Source organism: Serpentinicella alkaliphila, assembly GCF_018141405.1.
Lineage (GTDB): Bacteria > Bacillota > Clostridia > Peptostreptococcales > Natronincolaceae > Serpentinicella > Serpentinicella alkaliphila.
In genome coordinates, this window is sequence record NZ_CP058648.1 from 973,094 (window position 1) to 989,946 (window position 16,853).

General features: G+C 32.2%; 14 protein-coding genes. 11 read left to right on the forward strand and 3 right to left on the reverse strand.

Going from position 1 to position 16,853, the window contains the following annotated elements; genetic code table 11:
* The first annotated feature begins 1 nt into the window (after position 1).
* From HZR23_RS04945 to HZR23_RS04970, 6 genes are all read left to right on the forward strand, one after another.
* Positions 2-937, forward strand: coding sequence for a YybS family protein (locus HZR23_RS04945; protein WP_132848501.1), 936 nt, complete (start codon positions 2-4; stop codon positions 935-937).
* Between the two features lie 18 nt (positions 938-955).
* Positions 956-2,953, forward strand: a complete 1,998-nt coding sequence (locus HZR23_RS04950; protein WP_213050328.1) for a DHH family phosphoesterase — start codon at positions 956-958, stop codon at positions 2,951-2,953.
* Positions 2,950-3,396 carry a 50S ribosomal protein L9 gene (gene rplI, locus HZR23_RS04955; RefSeq protein WP_132848503.1) on the forward strand — a complete coding sequence of 149 codons (447 nt, stop codon included), beginning with the start codon at positions 2,950-2,952 and terminating at the stop codon, positions 3,394-3,396. The genes HZR23_RS04950 and rplI overlap by 4 nt, the downstream gene beginning before the upstream one ends.
* 26 nt (positions 3,397-3,422) lie before the next feature.
* Positions 3,423-4,763: a replicative DNA helicase gene (dnaB, locus tag HZR23_RS04960; RefSeq protein WP_132848504.1), complete on the forward strand. Its 1,341-nt coding sequence runs from the start codon at positions 3,423-3,425 to the stop codon at positions 4,761-4,763.
* 139 nt (positions 4,764-4,902) lie between these two features.
* Positions 4,903-5,103 (forward strand): DUF1858 domain-containing protein, encoded by a 201-nt coding sequence (locus tag HZR23_RS04965; RefSeq protein ID WP_132848505.1) that lies wholly within the window; start codon positions 4,903-4,905, stop codon positions 5,101-5,103.
* A gap of 127 nt (positions 5,104-5,230) precedes the next feature.
* On the forward strand, positions 5,231-6,505 hold the full coding sequence (locus HZR23_RS04970) for an adenylosuccinate synthase (RefSeq protein ID WP_132848506.1): 1,275 nt from the start codon (positions 5,231-5,233) through the stop codon (positions 6,503-6,505).
* Between the two features lie 22 nt (positions 6,506-6,527).
* Here HZR23_RS04970 and HZR23_RS04975 read toward each other — a convergent pair whose 3' ends face one another.
* Positions 6,528-7,508: an ATP-binding protein gene (locus HZR23_RS04975; RefSeq protein ID WP_132848507.1), complete on the reverse strand. Its 981-nt coding sequence runs from the start codon at positions 7,506-7,508 to the stop codon at positions 6,528-6,530.
* A 22-nt stretch (positions 7,509-7,530) separates the two neighbouring features.
* On the reverse strand, positions 7,531-8,601 hold the full coding sequence (locus HZR23_RS04980) for a DnaD domain-containing protein (protein WP_132848508.1): 1,071 nt from the start codon (positions 8,599-8,601) through the stop codon (positions 7,531-7,533).
* A gap of 192 nt (positions 8,602-8,793) precedes the next feature.
* On the opposite strand from HZR23_RS04980, the gene HZR23_RS04985 reads away from it, so the two are divergent.
* Both HZR23_RS04985 and HZR23_RS04990 read left to right on the forward strand, forming a co-directional pair.
* A complete protein-coding gene (locus HZR23_RS04985) occupies positions 8,794-10,296 on the forward strand; it encodes a M1 family metallopeptidase (protein WP_243098224.1) in 1,503 nt (500 codons plus the stop codon).
* A gap of 197 nt (positions 10,297-10,493) precedes the next feature.
* The gene (locus HZR23_RS04990; RefSeq protein ID WP_165913681.1) at positions 10,494-11,987 is read left to right on the forward strand and encodes a peptidoglycan DD-metalloendopeptidase family protein; all 1,494 of its coding nucleotides are present in this window, start codon (positions 10,494-10,496) and stop codon (positions 11,985-11,987) included.
* 76 nt (positions 11,988-12,063) lie between these two features.
* Here the strand turns inward: HZR23_RS04990 and HZR23_RS04995 are convergent, their stop codons facing one another.
* Positions 12,064-13,350, reverse strand: a complete 1,287-nt coding sequence (locus HZR23_RS04995; RefSeq protein WP_132848510.1) for a S8 family peptidase — start codon at positions 13,348-13,350, stop codon at positions 12,064-12,066.
* A 177-nt stretch (positions 13,351-13,527) separates the two neighbouring features.
* Here HZR23_RS04995 and HZR23_RS05000 point away from each other — a divergent pair, with 177 nt between their 5' ends.
* Genes HZR23_RS05000 through HZR23_RS05010 form a run of 3 tightly spaced genes read left to right on the forward strand, consistent with a single transcriptional unit; the run spans position 13,528 to position 16,853 of the window.
* The gene (locus tag HZR23_RS05000) at positions 13,528-14,334 is read left to right on the forward strand and encodes a peptidase MA family metallohydrolase (protein WP_132848511.1); all 807 of its coding nucleotides are present in this window, start codon (positions 13,528-13,530) and stop codon (positions 14,332-14,334) included.
* A gap of 22 nt (positions 14,335-14,356) precedes the next feature.
* Positions 14,357-15,046 (forward strand): response regulator YycF, encoded by a 690-nt coding sequence (yycF, locus tag HZR23_RS05005; RefSeq protein ID WP_132848512.1) that lies wholly within the window; start codon positions 14,357-14,359, stop codon positions 15,044-15,046.
* 4 nt (positions 15,047-15,050) lie between these two features.
* Positions 15,051-16,853, forward strand: a complete 1,803-nt coding sequence (locus HZR23_RS05010) for a sensor histidine kinase (RefSeq protein WP_132848513.1) — start codon at positions 15,051-15,053, stop codon at positions 16,851-16,853.

Sequence of the window (16,853 nt, forward strand, 5' to 3'; positions counted from 1 at the left end):
TTTGAATCTCAATACAAAGAACAAACCATTAGTTGAAGCAGGTCTTATAGCCGCTATGGCGACTATTTTTGTACTAGTGACCATATTTATACCCGTACTAACTATATTAGTCTTTATATTGCCTGTAGCCTTTATTATATTGGGTATACGATATCCAATTAGATATACCGTGCTATCCTTAATAACTGTTTGTATAATTACAGGCTTTTTTACAGAGGTTGTTTACTCACTATTCTTATTTGTCATTTTTGGACCAATTGCTATTGTGATGAGTTATTTAATGAGTAAGAAACGAAATGAGTTCGAAGTAATAATAGCAGGAACAATTGCAGCATCAGTATCATGGTTTATAGCGATACATATTATAAGCATAGTGAGTGGAATAAATATATTAGATCAAATAGCTTATATTTTCAAAGAGTCTATTTATGCTCAATTGGACATGCTTAACCAAATGAATTTAAATAGCGAACTAAGAATCAATGAAGCAATTAATTACTTTATAAGTATATTTCCTGCTTTAATAATAATACAGTCAATGATAGTTTCAGTAATAAACTATTATTTATCAATTTCTGTTTTAAGAAGAACAAATCAATATGCAGGTACAACTCCAACTTTTAGTTCATTTAAGCTACCTAAACACATTATAATGGGATTTTTCTTATTAAGTGCACTAGCATACCTAAGTCAATACGTTCAAGGTATTTATTATGAGAATTTACTCCATAATATAACTGCATTATTTATGTTTTTACTGTTTTTACAAGGGATTTCTGTAGTTTTATACTTTATGGAAAAATCTAATTTAAATAAAGTTTTTAAGGTATTTATATTAGTTGTAGTTATTTTAATGCGTACATTTTTAACATTTGTTGCCTTAGCAGGATTTATAGATGCAATTTTTAACGTAAGAAAGTTTAATAAAGGGCAGTAATTGTTAAGGAGGTAAATAATGAATAGTAAAAAATTTTTTAAATTACTAGTTCCAGACACTCGTATATACTTAATAATTACAACTGTACTTACAGGTATAATTGCCTATTATAACCCCTATATAAGTATAATTGGTATTTTTTTATTGGCGTATTTAATTTACTATAATTTAAAGGTTACAAATATACGAAGAGAAGAATGGACTAGGTACATTGAGGATCTATCTGCGGATATAGACTCTGCAACTAAACAGGCAATTTTAAATTTACCTATGCCACTTACTATTGTAGAAATAGATGGTACTATAACTTGGTATAATCCAAAGTTTTTAGAGTTAGTACAAAAAAGTGATTTGCTTGAAAACAATATCGAAGAAATTATTAATAACTTTGATCTCAGAAAGGTAATTAGGCAAAAAAGTGAAGATAACCTAGTAATAAATAATAGAAGTTTTAAGGTATTACATAATGTTATAAAGTTACCAAAGGAACACTCCTCTAATTTTATAATTATGTTATATTGGATAGAAACTACTGATTTTGAAAATCTTAAAAAAACGATGAATCAAGAAAAAATTGTTGCTATTAACGTTCAAATAGATAATTTTGATGAGGTAATGCAAAATACGGAGGATGCATTTAGACCTTTGGTTATAGCAGAAATTGACCATCGAATTAACATTTGGGTAAATAAACTTAATGGAATTATACGTAAGCATGCCCAAGATAAATTTGTTGTTATTTTAGAAAACCGTTATTTAGAAAAGGCAGAGTCTAAAAAGTTTGAAATTTTAGATGAGATTAGAGAAATAAACATGGGAAATAAAATTCCTATTACATTAAGTATTGGAGTTGGTGCTCAGGGTACAAACCTCATTCAAACCTTTGAGTTTTCAAATACAGCTAGAGATATCGCCCTTGGTAGAGGAGGAGACCAAGCTGCAGTTAAAATGAATGATAAAATTAGCTTTTATGGCGGTAAAACAAAAACTGTAGAAAAGAGTACGAAGGTAAGGGCCAGAGTTATATCCCATGCATTAAAGCAATTGATTGAGCAATCAGAAAATGTATTAATAATGGGCCATAAATATGCTGATTTAGATGCCTTTGGATCATCATTAGGTATTTACCGTGCAGTAAAAAATAGGGGAAAGGAGGCACATATAATATTAAGTGAATCTAATCCTGCTATTGAAACACTTTTAAATAGAATATTATTAGAAGAAGAATATAAGCGAAATATAATTGGTTTTGACGAGGCTAATGCTAGAGTAAGGGATAACACTCTACTAGTTGTTGTTGATACTCATAGGCCGAGCTTTACAGAACATCCTAGTATTCTAAATAGAACTAATAAAATAGTTTTAATAGACCATCATAGAAGGGGAACTGAGTATATTCAAAATACCGTATTAAACTATCATGAAACCTATGCCTCTTCCACAAGTGAATTAGTTACAGAGCTTCTTTACTATATGGATGATAAAATAAATATTAAGCCTATTGAAGCAGAGGCTCTTATGGCAGGTATCGCAGTAGATACTAAGAATTTTACATTTAAAACAGGGGTGAGGACCTTTGAGGCAGCCTCTATGTTAAAAAGAGCTGGGGCAGATACTACTGCAGTGAAACAACTTTTCCAAGATGACTTCGAAACAGTACGATTAAAGTCTGAAGTAGTTAAAAATGCTAAAACTTACAAAGAAGTAATAGCTATTTCTTGCTTTGAAGAACAAACCCGCGGAGCACAGCTAATTGCAGCTCAGGCATCAGATGAGTTAATAGGCATAAGGGGAATTAGAGCATCTTTTGTACTAGGCAGAAAAAATGATAAAATAATAATAAGTGGTAGGTCTATGGGCGATATAAATGTACAAGTTATTCTTGAAAAATTAGGCGGTGGAGGACATCTTACGATCGCTGGGGCCCAACTGGAAGGTTTTACGTTAGAAGAGGCATTGAAAACACTTGAAAATACGATAGATGAATATTTTATTAATGAGGGGGAAGAAATATGAAAGTAATTTTATCAGCAGATGTAAAAGGTTTAGGAAAAAAAGGTGAACTTGTAAATGCAAGTGATGGATATGCTAGAAATTTTCTATTTCCTAAAAAATTAGCTGTAGAGGCAACAGATACAAATATGAAAAAGGTAGAATCAGAAAAGAAAGCTGTGTTGGCTAAAGAACAGTCTATGCTAGAAGAAGCTAAAGCACTGGCAGAAAAAATTGAAAAACTAACTGTAGAAATTAAAACTAAAGCTGGTGAGGGCGGAAGACTATTCGGTTCCGTAACCTCAAAAGAGGTAAGTGAAAAAGTAGAAGAAATATCAGGTATTAAAATTGATAAAAGAAAAATTGATATGCAAGAGCCAATTAAAGCCCTTGGTGTTAAAAATGTTGATGTCAAACTACATCCAAAAGTTACTGCAAAGCTAAAAGTTCAAGTTATCGAACAGTAGGCCTTTATTGGTTAAGGGAGAGAAGTATGAATATAGAAAATATGCTATATAAAGTGCCACCCCATAGTGTTGAGGCAGAGCAATCAGTACTAGGGTCTATGTTGTTAGATAAAGAGGCTATATTAACAGTTCTAGAGGTTTTAGATCCAGAAGATTTTTATAAAGAAGCACATATGGAGATTTATGAGAGCATTATAACTATTTTTAATAAAAATGAACCAGTAGATATAGTTACTTTGACTGATGAATTAAAAAAAAGGGGCACATTGGATGCTATAGGGGGGATACCCTATTTAACAAGCCTAGCGTCTAGTGTACCTATAACAGCCAATGTAAAGTATTATGCTGAAATAGTAGAGGAAAAATCTACTTTAAGAAGATTAATTAAGGCTTCAGAGGAAATTATTCAACTTGGATATAACTCTGAACTTGAAATTGCTGAAGTTATTGAAACTGCACAAAAGAATATATACGATATATCCCAAAATCGGCAACAAGAAGGTTTTACAGAGATAAAAGAGCTACTATCCAATACATTTGATAGAATTGAAGAATTATATGAAAATAAAAAAGGAATTACTGGTTTAACCACGGGGTTTATTGATCTAGATAGAAAGCTAGGGGGCCTACACGGCTCGGACCTTGTTCTAGTTGCTGCAAGACCTGCCATGGGTAAATCCGCCTTTGCTTTAAATTTAGCCCACAATGCTGCTTTAAAGGCTAATGCGTCGGTGGCAGTGTTTAGCTTAGAGATGTCAAAGGAACAGTTAGTTTTAAGGATTTTAGCTGCTGAATCGATGATTGATTTGAATAAACTACAAAATGGACATTTAAATGAAGAAGAGTGGACAAAGCTAGCTAGATCAATTGCTATGCTTTCAAAATCAAATATTTATTTTGATGACTCTGCTGGAATATCAGTAACAGAAATGAGATCTAAGTGTAGACGTTTAAAGATGGAAAAAGGTTTAGATTTAATTCTAATTGACTATTTACAGCTAATGCAAGGGGAAAGGCGAAGTGAAAATAGGCAACAGGAGATATCGAGTATTTCCCGTAATTTAAAAATTATGGCTAAGGAATTAGACTGTCCTGTAATAGCACTTTCCCAGTTATCCAGAGCCCCAGATGCAAGAGCTGATCATAGACCTATACTTTCAGACTTAAGGGAATCTGGTGCTATAGAGCAGGATGCGGATTTAGTTATGTTTTTATATAGGGACGAATACTATAACCAAGAAAGCGAAAAGAAAAATATAGCTGAGGTGTTGATATCTAAACATCGTCATGGAGAAACGGGCACTGTAGAATTAGTATGGTTGGGTAATTTTCAAAAATTTATGGATTATGATAAAAATAGAACATAACACATTTTTGTCGAACACCTGTGCATATATCTGTGGATAATGTGAATAATCTTAATTATATTACTAATAAAATTTTAGTTTATTTGAATACTATTAATAGTAATATAACTTTGGATAAATGGAACAGGAGGATAATAAAATGAAAATCACCGAAAACATGACTATAATGGAAGTAATGAACATGGATAGATCAGTGGCTTCAGTGTTTATGAAGTTTGGTTTACATTGTTTAGGTTGCCCAGGGGCAACTATGGAGAGTATTGCTGATGCAGGTAGAGTCCACGGAATAGATGTGGATAAGTTAGTTGCTGAACTTAATAAGTTTTTTGAAGAAAAATAAATATTGTGGGTATAAATCTAGGCAAAGGCCTAGCTTTCCTTTTTTGTTGACTATATATGAACTTTAGGATAAAATAGCAATGTAATATTCGGAGTTATACAAACATTTTGACTGAGAGGTGTATAGTATGAGTGCAACTATAATTGTAGGGGCTCAATGGGGTGACGAAGGAAAAGGAAAAGTTATAGATTTTTTAGCTGCTAAAGCAGATGTTGTAGTTAGATCACAGGGTGGAAATAATGCGGGACATACCGTAATTGTTGATAATAAAAAATATGCTTTTCATTTGATGCCATCAGGAGTTTTATACGAAGATAAAATAAACGTAGTGTCTAATGGGGTAGTTTTTGATCCAGAAGGATTTTTAAAAGAGTTAGAAATATTAGAAGCACAGGGTATAAAAACTGATAATATTTTAATTGATGAAAGAGTACACATAATATTTCCATACCACAAAAAAATTGATGCTTTAGAAGAGGCGGCTAGGGGAGATGATCCTATTGGTACAACGCAAAAGGGGATTGGTCCTTGCTACATGGACAAAGTAGAAAGATCAGGCATAAGATTAGGAGAAATGTTAGATCCTGATTTATTCAAGGAAAGATTATTTGTACAAGTTGAAAGAAAAAATAAAATTATTGAAAAGATATACAATAGTGAAGGCTTTGATAAAGAAGAAATATATAATAAATACTGTGGATATGCAGATAAACTAAGAAAATATGTTACAGATACAACTGTAGTTGTACATGAAGCTCTAGTAAATAATAAGGATGTTCTATTTGAAGGGGCTCAGGGAACTTTATTAGATATAGACCTAGGAACATATCCTTATGTTACTTCATCTCATCCAACTTCTGGAGGATTTTGTGTTGGTGCTGGAGTAGGTCCAAATATGATAGATAAGGTAGTGGGTGTTGTTAAAGCGTATACTACGAGAGTAGGTAAAGGCCCATTCCCTACAGAGCTAGATAATGAAATTGGAGATTTAATTAGAACAAAAGGTAATGAATTTGGGACTACTACTGGAAGACCAAGAAGATGTGGTTGGTTTGACGGAGTAATGCTTAAATATACAGCTAGAGTGAATGGGTTAACGTCAATCTCGTTAATGTTACTTGATGTACTGAGTGGTTTTGAAAAAATTAAAATATGTGTAGGTTATGACTTTAATGGTGAGAACCTTCAACATTTTCCTGCAAGTATAAGTAATTTAGGGAAATGCGTACCGATATATGAAGAGTTAGATGGTTGGAAAGAAGATATAACTGATATAACAAAATATGAAGATTTGCCAGAAAACGCAAAAAATTATATTAAGAGAATAGAATCATACGTAGGATTACCAATAAAAATTATATCAGTTGGACCTAAAAGAACCCAAACAATAGTAAGAGACTAAAAATAAGCACCTGCAAAGGTGCTTATTTTACTTCCCATCTTAAATCATGTCCGTAGAAATGGAGTATAGTAAATTTTGAAAATACTCTTGAAAATATTCTATCATCATAACGTTCTATTATTTCCTTAGGGGACAAGTTTGTAGATATGATGGTCTTTTTATTGGCTAATAAACGGCTATTAATTATATTAAACAGTTCACTATTAGTAAAAGAATTAGTCATTTCTGTACCTAGGTCATCGATTACTAGTAAATCAGCATCAAATATAAGGTTATATTTATCATTATTATTTGATTTCTCACCAAAACGTATGCTTTCAAGTATTTCAATTAGCTTAAATGCTGTTTGATATATAACCATTTTCCCTTTGTTTAAAAGGGCTTTTGATATACAGTTAATAAGAAAAGTTTTACCTAATCCTGTAGAACCATAGAATAATAAGTTTTCCTCATTTGCATTGTCAAAGTTAAAAACAAAACCTTCACTCACATTTAGAATATCCAACATATTTTCCCTTGGTGAAATAAGTCCTTCCTCATAAGGCTCATCTGAAAAAACATTTATATCAAATGTATGAAAATTTTCCTTTTCCAATATATTTGAAAGGTTTGACATAGAAAAGGCATAATTTATTAATTGTTGCTTGAAGCAACTACATTTAGAGCCATTACTTAAGTATCCCTTATCATGACATTGGGTACAGTCATATTCATCCTCTAAGTAGTTTAAAGGTATATTGTTTTCTGTTAAGAGTATAGCCTTTTCTTGTTTTAGCTTTTCTATCTTATTTTTCATATTTTCAATAATTTCATCGGGATTACCTTGACCCATTAAAATTGAACGGGAAAGTGAAATTCCTGTAAATCTAATTTCTTTATCTATTTCTTCAATTTTTGGGACTTTTTCATATACCTCTTTGATTCTAATCTCTTTTTTACGTCCATTGGCCATTCTTTTTCTTTCGTAATTATTAATAATATCCTTTACATGCTGTTCGAACATGCATTACTCACCGCCCAGATTATTATTTATTCCTTTGTTTATTCAAAACAAGCTTTTCTAATTCTTCAGCTGAATACTTGTCGCCCCTACTAGTAGCTAGATGAAACTTAGTTTTATTTTGTTTTATAGGGGATGTTGGTTTTGAAAGCTTAGATAAAGGAGCAGATTTGCTTGTATCCATTAATTCTTCGAGACTTTTAACATCCTGAATACCCTTTTTATGCCAGTCCTGTAAAATACCATTAATATAATTAATATTTGGGTTAGGAGTTTTGCTGGAATTTTCGCATGCCTTTAGAATCATTTCTAATGAAAATTTTAATTCTTCTACCCATCTATCCATTATTTTTTTCTCGGATTCAGAAGGCTCCCTGTAGGAAAAACCCATGGCCTTAAATACTCTATCATACAATCCATAGCGTTCACCTTGCTTGAGGAGATATTCTTGTAATTGTTCTAAACTTGCAATTCCATTATCGTACCAGTTTCTTATGACAGCTCCAACATACTTCACATTTTTATTGTTTTTCTTGTGTTTACAATAGCTATAGGCTTTAACTATTAAAGGTGGATCGATATTAAAGTTTTGCATCCACTCTAATATTTGCATTTTTTCATTAGGAACTAATTGGCGCATTATTATTTGATTGATTTGATTGAACATATCCCTAACCTGTGGAATAAGGTTTGCATCGATAATATCCTTTGTAGAGCAGGTATATGGGCTTAAACTCGTTTCATCAGAGGGGGAATGAATTGTTTTATAGTTATTATCTATATATAGTTGCTTTAAATTTACAAATTCAACTGAGTAATTGTTCTCGTCTTGTTCATTAGGAATTTTTTTTACTATTTTTTTACTTTCCCAGAAATCCCAAGCCCCCAAAACATCAGAAAGAGGAATATTTAAGTTTTTAGCAATAGTAGTGTTATCAATGATATTTGCTTGTTCTTTATCACAGGCATATTTATAGGCTAGTAAATAAACCTTTACATGGGTCCCGTTAGCCATTGGCATATAAACATCGATAAAAATATTTTCAATTAGTGTATCCCCAAGATCTATATTTGTTGTACTTTTAAAAAAAGCCATTGATATCACTCCGTTTTAGGCAACTTTAATTAATTAATATCCATTATAGTGATATTTATTATATCATAAAAAGCTAGTGTGAGATGTCACTAATTATAAACATAATATTAGTAATTATCGAAATAAATCATAAATCTATAAAAATATAAATAATATTTTAATAGTACAAAAATACGTGAGGGGGAGAGATGAGTGATTAAAAGAAAGCTAAGATTATTGGCTATTGTAATGGTTGTTATGACCATAACTATAGGAATTCAATATGGTTGGGACTTGCATGTAGCCCAGCAAGTAATAAAATATGATAAGGAAATAGTGTTGGATAAGCCTGACTATAAAATAAATGTAGAATTTATTGAAGAAACTATGAGTTTAAACGCAACTCAGAAAGTTACTTATACAAATAATAGCACTGATACTTTAAATAATATATACTTTCATTTATATCCAAATGCATTTAGAACAGAAGATAAAGCGCCATTTGAAAAAAGTGAGATGGACAGAGCATACCCAAAAGGTTTTGATCCAGGATATATAAAGATTAATGAAGTAAAGGAAAGTAAGAAGGAAGCGGAGTATAAACTAATAGGAGATGAATTGACCTTATTAAGGGTGTCTTTGGCATCACCCTTAAAGCCTAAGGGTAAGGTAGAAATATATATCGATTTTAATGTAAAACTACCCTATAGCATGGGTAGAATGGGTTATGGAGAAAATACTGTGAATATTGCAAACTGGTTCCCTATAGTTTCTGTTTATGATAACTCTGGTTGGAATTTAGATCCCTATTACCCTATAGGAGATCCATTCTATAGTGATGCAAGTGAATTTGATGTCACTGCTATTTTTCCGAAGGAATATATTTTGGCAACAACGGGAAACGTAATTAGAAAGCATGAAAGAAGTAAAAAAAACACATATCAAGTAAAGGCCGACAATGTTAGAAATTTTGTAATGATAATTAGTAAAGACTTTGATGTAAAGGTAGGAAATGCTGATAATATTGAAGTCAAGTCATTCTCTATAGATGGGATTAAAGGAGACCTTGCTTTACAATATGGTTTAGATTCAATAGTAATTTTTAACGAATTATTCGGTAAATATCCCTATCAACAAATATCAATAGTTGCCACAGACTTTTTTATTGGTGGAATGGAATATCCTAATTTAGTAATGATAGGGAAGCACTTGTATGAGAGGGAAGAGGATTTTCCATTGGAATATGTAGTAGCCCATGAAATAGCCCACCAGTGGTGGTATGGAATAGTAGGGAACAACGAGGCTAAAGAACCTTGGTTGGATGAGGCTTTAACTGAGTACTCAACACTACTTTACTTCGAACAAAAATATGGAGCGCATATAAAAGAACAGGTCTATGAAAAAATAATTAAAAACCAATATGAAAATTATAAAGATTTGTATAAAGATACTCACGTAGATATTTTAAGGGGATTAGAAGATTTTAAAAGTTCATATGAATATAGTAGTATTGTATATAGTAGAGGTGCCATGTTTATTGATGAGTTAAGACAAACAATGGGAGAAGAGAATTTTAAAAAGGGCTTAAAGGAATATTACAATAGCTTTAGGTTTAAAAATACAACTACTGCTGATTTTTATAAAACATTTCAGAAAGAGTCTGATGTAGACCTAAGCCAGCTATTTAAACAATGGCTTAATTATACTCATGAATAATTTTGTGGAATTTAGACAAAATAATGGAAGTATATACATAATATTGTTGGAAAAAGGATGCAATTTACACTTGAACTTATGCAGTAATATGTATTATAATTAACAAGTAATGTTACAATTGTGTTACAGAAACTCCGAGAAAGTAAAGAAAATTTTACACATTATTAAAAAATCAAATGTGTGAAAGGGGATACGATATGGAGATAAAGAGAAACACTGAGAAGATAAAAGACTATGTAAAGAACTTAGAACAAAAAATAAAAGACAGATTGAAGAATCAAAATTTTGATATAAGTAAAATTAAGGCTTTAGAGACTATCAATAGATCGGAATTCGTACAAAAGATTAAACAAAGCAAGCATCGAAAAGCAATTACATATGGCGGTGCAGGGGCACTGGTCTTAACGTTAATTTTTTCATTTAATTTGGCTCTGAATGCATCTATGCTAGCCTACGAAATTTCAGTAGATGACAAAGTAATCGCTATTGTAAGAGATGAGGAACAATTTGTTAAGGCAGTAGAACTACTTAAGGAAGAGGTTTGGAATGAATACAATCAAGAATTTGCTCTTCCAGAAAACATTAATCATGAAATGATTAAGGCAAAGAACAGCAAACTTACTAAACCAGAAGTAATAGTTAAGAACTTAAAGGAACAATTGGATTTTAAAGTTAAGGCTGTGGCAATAGTAGTTAATGGACAAGAAGTTGCTATAGTGAACAATGAAAGAATAGCAGAGGCAGTTTTAGACGAAATCAAAGCACCTTATATTAAAGAAGATGGTGTTTATAAATCTGTTAATTTTACACAAAGCGTAGATATAAAAGAAGTAGCAGTAGACATCGCAAGTATAAGAGATAAGGGAGATGCTATTAGTTTTATTTTAAATGGTACTGATGAAGAGCAGGTACATGAAGTTCAATCGGGTGAAAATTCTTGGGTTATTGCTAAGAAATATAACATCTCAGTAGATGATATATTGAAGGCAAATCCTAACATAAGGGCAGACAAGCTTCAAATAGGACAAGAAATTAGTTTAGTAGTTCCAAAACCGTATATTACAGTTTTAACAAAAGAGTATGTGGAGTTAGTTGAGACTATACCTTTTGAGACAGAAACAGTTAAATCAGAATCTTTATACAAAGGTGATAAGAAGATAACTGTTCAAGGGGTTGAAGGAAAAAGAGAAGTAAAAGGATATATTGTTAGAGAAAATGGTGTTGAAATTAATAGAGAAGTTTTACAGCAAAATATTCTATCCCAACCAAAAACTAGAGTAGTAGCAGAGGGTACTAAGCCGAGACCAGCTACAGTAGCTTCAGGGTCCTTTGCAAATCCGACTAGGGGAAGATTAACTTCTCGTTTTGGTATGAGATATGGTTCGCAACATACTGGAATTGATATTGCAGCTCCTTCAGGAACATCTATTTCAGCAGCGGATGCAGGAAGAGTTTCATTTGCTGGATGGTCAGGATCATATGGAAATTTAATAATTGTTGATCATGAGAATGGGTATCAAACCTATTATGCCCATTGTAATTCACTTCTTGTGGGTGTAGGAACCAGAGTGTTTAAAGGACAGCAAATTGCAACTATAGGAAGTACTGGCAGAAGTACTGGACCACATCTTCACTTTGAAGTCAGAAGAAATGGTGTACCTATTAATCCATCCCAGTTTGTTAGATATTAGTTGAATATAAATAGCGGAGAAAATATTCTCCGCTATTTTTGAGTTGAAATTATGTGCAAATATATTGTAATTATATTTATAGTATTAATAGTAATGCAACTATAGCAATTACAAGAAACCATTCATTATTAAAAAGAATCTTTTTTCTCGGAACAGTTTTTTGTTCAGGTGCTTTCGGAGTAACTGGCTTTTTAGTATTGATATTTGCAAATATTTTATTCATATTTATTTGGCCATAGCCTTGAACATCCCTACTATATCCCGTACCTAAATTGTCTGCAGTTCTAATTAATAAATCCTTAATCTCACCAGGTGTTATATTCGGGTTACTCTCGTATAGAAGAGCACAACACCCTGAAACAAATGGAGTAGCCATGGATGTGCCTGAAAGGGTCTGATATTCATTGGTGCTATTTTTTAGGGAGGTTATATCAACCCCTGGTGCTAATATATCCGGCTTGTGAAGTTCATCAATTGTAGGTCCACGACTTGAGAAATCAGCTATAGGGCTTTTTGCTCCTTTTTTCGTATTACTAGCACCTACTACAATTGCATTAGGAGTTGTTGCAGGAGAGTTTATTGTAGAAGCTTTTGGACCACTATTGCCGGCAGCAGCACAAACAGTTAAGCCTAAGTTTATAGCTTTTTCTACGGCTCTACAAAGGGGATCATCTTTGTAAGAGGTTTTTGCTCTTGTTCCTAATGACATATTAATTATTTTAATATTGTATCTTTGTTGATTATCTATGGCCCATTGTATTCCAGCGATTACATCTGAAATATTACCAGAACCTTCTCCATCTAGAACTTTTATTCCTATAATATTTGCATCTGGAGCAATGCCCATATATTTACCAGAGGAGGAAAATCCATTACCAGCAACTATACCTGCAACGTGAGTACCATGGCCATCGTCATCATAGGGTGACGTCTTATTATTAACAAAGTCCTTAAACCCAACAATACGATTGTATGGACTTACTAAATCATGGTGAGGATAAACACCTGTATCGACAACAGCTATACCTATGCCTTTGCCAGTTAGACCTAAGCCGTTGGCATAATCAGCACCAATAGATACAGAAGCAACATCCATTAACTTAAAAACCTTCTCGTCTAAATAGACTTTGTTAATTGCCCTCTCCATAGATGCACTTTTAATTCCTGTAGTAGGAATATATGCTGACACACCATTTATTATTTCTAGTTTGCGTTTGATTTTACCCCCAAGTTTTGCAACACATTGCTCTAAATCTTCACATCCACAGGATTCAGTTGTAAGTATAACATTCATATAATCTTCATTTGAATATCTTAAATGATCTATTATTGAGTCATGGTATATATTTCTATAACCTATCATGTTTTGTCCCCCTTAATTATATTCACACTTATATATTACAGATTATGCAGTGGGTATAAAAAAGTGATTATATAAGGCAACAAAAGTATCCATAATTTGACGCATGCTCATTTATAGAAGTATATATATTCGTATGCTATAATAGATATAGCCTTCCATTAGAAAGGGCGTGATAAAATGCCATTACAAGGAAGAACTAAAAAAAATATTCTTATAGCAATTGTTTTATTTATTTTAACACTAGCAATCTATGTCCCATTAAAATATATTAGTGAGTATGGTGCAGTAGCAGCGTTTAGGCCTAGTATTAGAACAGTTGAGAGTGGTTTTGTTTCATATAAAACATCAAATTTTAGCCAAGTTGAGTCTAATAATTTCGTAGTTAAGTATGAAGATGTAGATGAAGAAGTAATGAATTTAGTAGTAAAAACTGCTGAAGATAAATATTCAAGATTAGTTGATATATTTAACTATAAATTTAATGATAAAATCGAAATCATAGTATATAATGATGTTAACAAAATGATGAGCACTACTATGTTAAGAGGAAATAGGGCTCCTATGGGAGTTTACTTTGGAAACAGTATTCATATATATAATCCTATTTACTGGATTAATGAAGACGAGGATATGCATAAGGTGTTTTATTATGAAGGACCTGTTCTTCATGAATTAGCGCACAAATTTACAGACCATATTGGAAGAGGCAATTTTCCTACGTGGTTTACAGAAGGAGTAAGTTTATATTTAGAGTATATGGTTGATGGCTATGAATGGGGAGTAGGCCTAGAGGTTGATGAACGAGTATACTCAATCGAGAATTTAACAAATAATTTCTATGCATTAGATGTGCACACTGCATATACTCAATCCTTTAGGTTTGTAAGAGGCTATGTAGAGAGAAATGGTATAGAATCATTGATAGAGCTTATTGATGAAATAGGAAAAGGGAATAAAGTAGATTTAAAGAATTTTAAGTCTTAAAAAATTATTGGGGTGATGTTTTGTGAGTCAAAAAATTCTAATTGTGGAAGATGAAAAACCAATTGCTGACATAATTAAGTTTAATCTTGAGAAAGAGGGATATTCTGTAGAAGTTGCTCACGATGGTGAGCAAGCCTTACATAAGGTAGCGCAGATGATACCAGATATAATACTTTTGGACGTAATGATACCTAAGATAGACGGATTTCAAGTATGTAGAAAAGTAAGAGAGAATTTCTTTATGCCGATACTGATGATTACAGCTAAAGAAGAAGAAGTAGACAAGGTTTTAGGATTAGAAATGGGTGCGGATGATTATATTACAAAACCTTTTGGCATGAGAGAGCTATTAGCTCGAGTTAAAGCAAACTTAAGAAGAACAAATACTTTGCTTCAACCTAAAAGTCAGAGCCTAATTAAAAATGGTCAGCTTTATATAGACCTAAATAAGTATGAAGTTAGAAAAGATGATGAAGTAATAGAATTAACATCAAGAGAGTTCGAACTTATGAAGTTTCTTGCGATTCAAATGGAGCAGGTTTTTTCAAGAGAACAGTTACTAAAAGAAGTTTGGGGTTATGAGTACTATGGTGATGTTAGAACCGTAGATGTAACTGTAAGAAGGTTAAGAGAAAAAATTGAGGATGATGCAAGTTATCCTAAGTATATACTAACTAAGAGAGGCGTAGGATATTACTTTAGGAGGACATAATTACATGATAAAAAGTATGAGAATTAAGCTTATAACCATTTACTTTTTACTTGTGTTTATTGCCATGAGCATTGTCAGTGTTTTTATAATACAACAGTTTGAGCAATATCATCTAGAAAGCGTTAGTGGAAATTTAATACAAATTGCAGGTAGTATTATAACAACTCTTCAGGACACAAATTGGCAACACAATAAAAAGGATACTCAAGAAAATATAGTTTTCTATGAAAAAATGGATATAGAGATTTATGTGATAGATAAGGACAATAACTTTACAATAATTTCAAGTACAAATATACCTTATTTAAATCAGAATGCAATGCACATTCTAGAGCCAGAGTTAATCTTAGCAGCGTTCAATGGGGACGAAAGAGAAAAGGACATCATATCACGAAGTGGTGAAACAACTAGCTCAAAAAATATTGTTTTCCCTTTATTTGATGAAAACAATATGATTGCAGGGGCAGTATATCTTAGAAAAAATCTAGAAAGCATTTATAAGACATTAGATCAATCTAAATATATATTAACGAGAGCAACTCTTTTAGCCTTATTTATAACAATATTATTAGGTTACCTTATAGCTAAAAGTATTACAGGCCCAATAAATGATGTAACAATAAAGGCAGAAAAAATGGCAAAGGGCGATTTCGACCAAATAGTTGAGGTTAAGTCAAATGATGAAATAGGGCAACTTGCTAGTATGTTTAACTTCTTGACAGCTAGACTTAAATCATCGATACAAGAGGTATCTAGTGAAAAAAACAAGCTTGATACGATTATTAATTATATGGCCGATGGATTAGTTGCCGCTACAGAAACTGGAGAAATAATACATACTAACCCTAGGGCTCTAGAGATATTAAAGTTAGACGAAGAAGCTGTTCATAGGAAGTCCTTCGATGAAATATTTAGAGAGCTAAATCCAAGGCTTACGTTAGATTACTTTAAAAAGGAATCCTGGTCTGGAAGTCAAATAATTGATATGGGTGATGGTATAAAAGTAAGAGCTAATTATGCACCATTCACAAATGAAACAAATACTTTAGCAGGAATAATCCTATTACTACAAGACGTGACTGAACACGAAAAATTGGAAAATATGCGTAAAGAATTTGTAGCTAATGTTTCTCATGAACTTAAAACACCACTGACTACAATTAAAAGCTACACAGAAACCATTTTAGATGGAACAATAGAGGATAAACAGCTTACGCAACAGTTTCTTAATGTTATAGACAGTGAAGTTGATAGAATGACTAGGTTAGTACGAGATCTATTGCAGTTATCAAATTTAGATTTTCAACAGTATAAATGGAATAAGAAGCAAGTATACATAGACGATATTATTGAAAAAGTCTTAATAAAGCTTGAATTATCTGCACATAATAAACAACAGATACTCAAATATGTAAAAGACTGTGAAAATATTAAAATTAACGGTGATGAAGATAAAATCGAACAAGTAATATCGAATATTATTACAAATGCAATCAAGTACACTAATGAAGAGGGACAAATTACAATTGAACTTCTTAAAGAAGGAGACTATGCTGTAATCTCCGTTGAAGACAATGGGATTGGGATACCTGCTAAGGATTTATCTAGAGTGTTTGAGCGTTTTTATAGGGTAGATAAGGCAAGGTCTAGGGAATTAGGAGGCACAGGACTAGGACTCTCCATAGCTAAACAAATTATTGATTCACATGAGGGGACAATAAAAATAGTGAGTGGTGAGGGTAGTGGAACAAAAGTTACAATTACTTTACCAGTTATAGAAGAGATGGCGGAAAGTTTTGTAGTATAA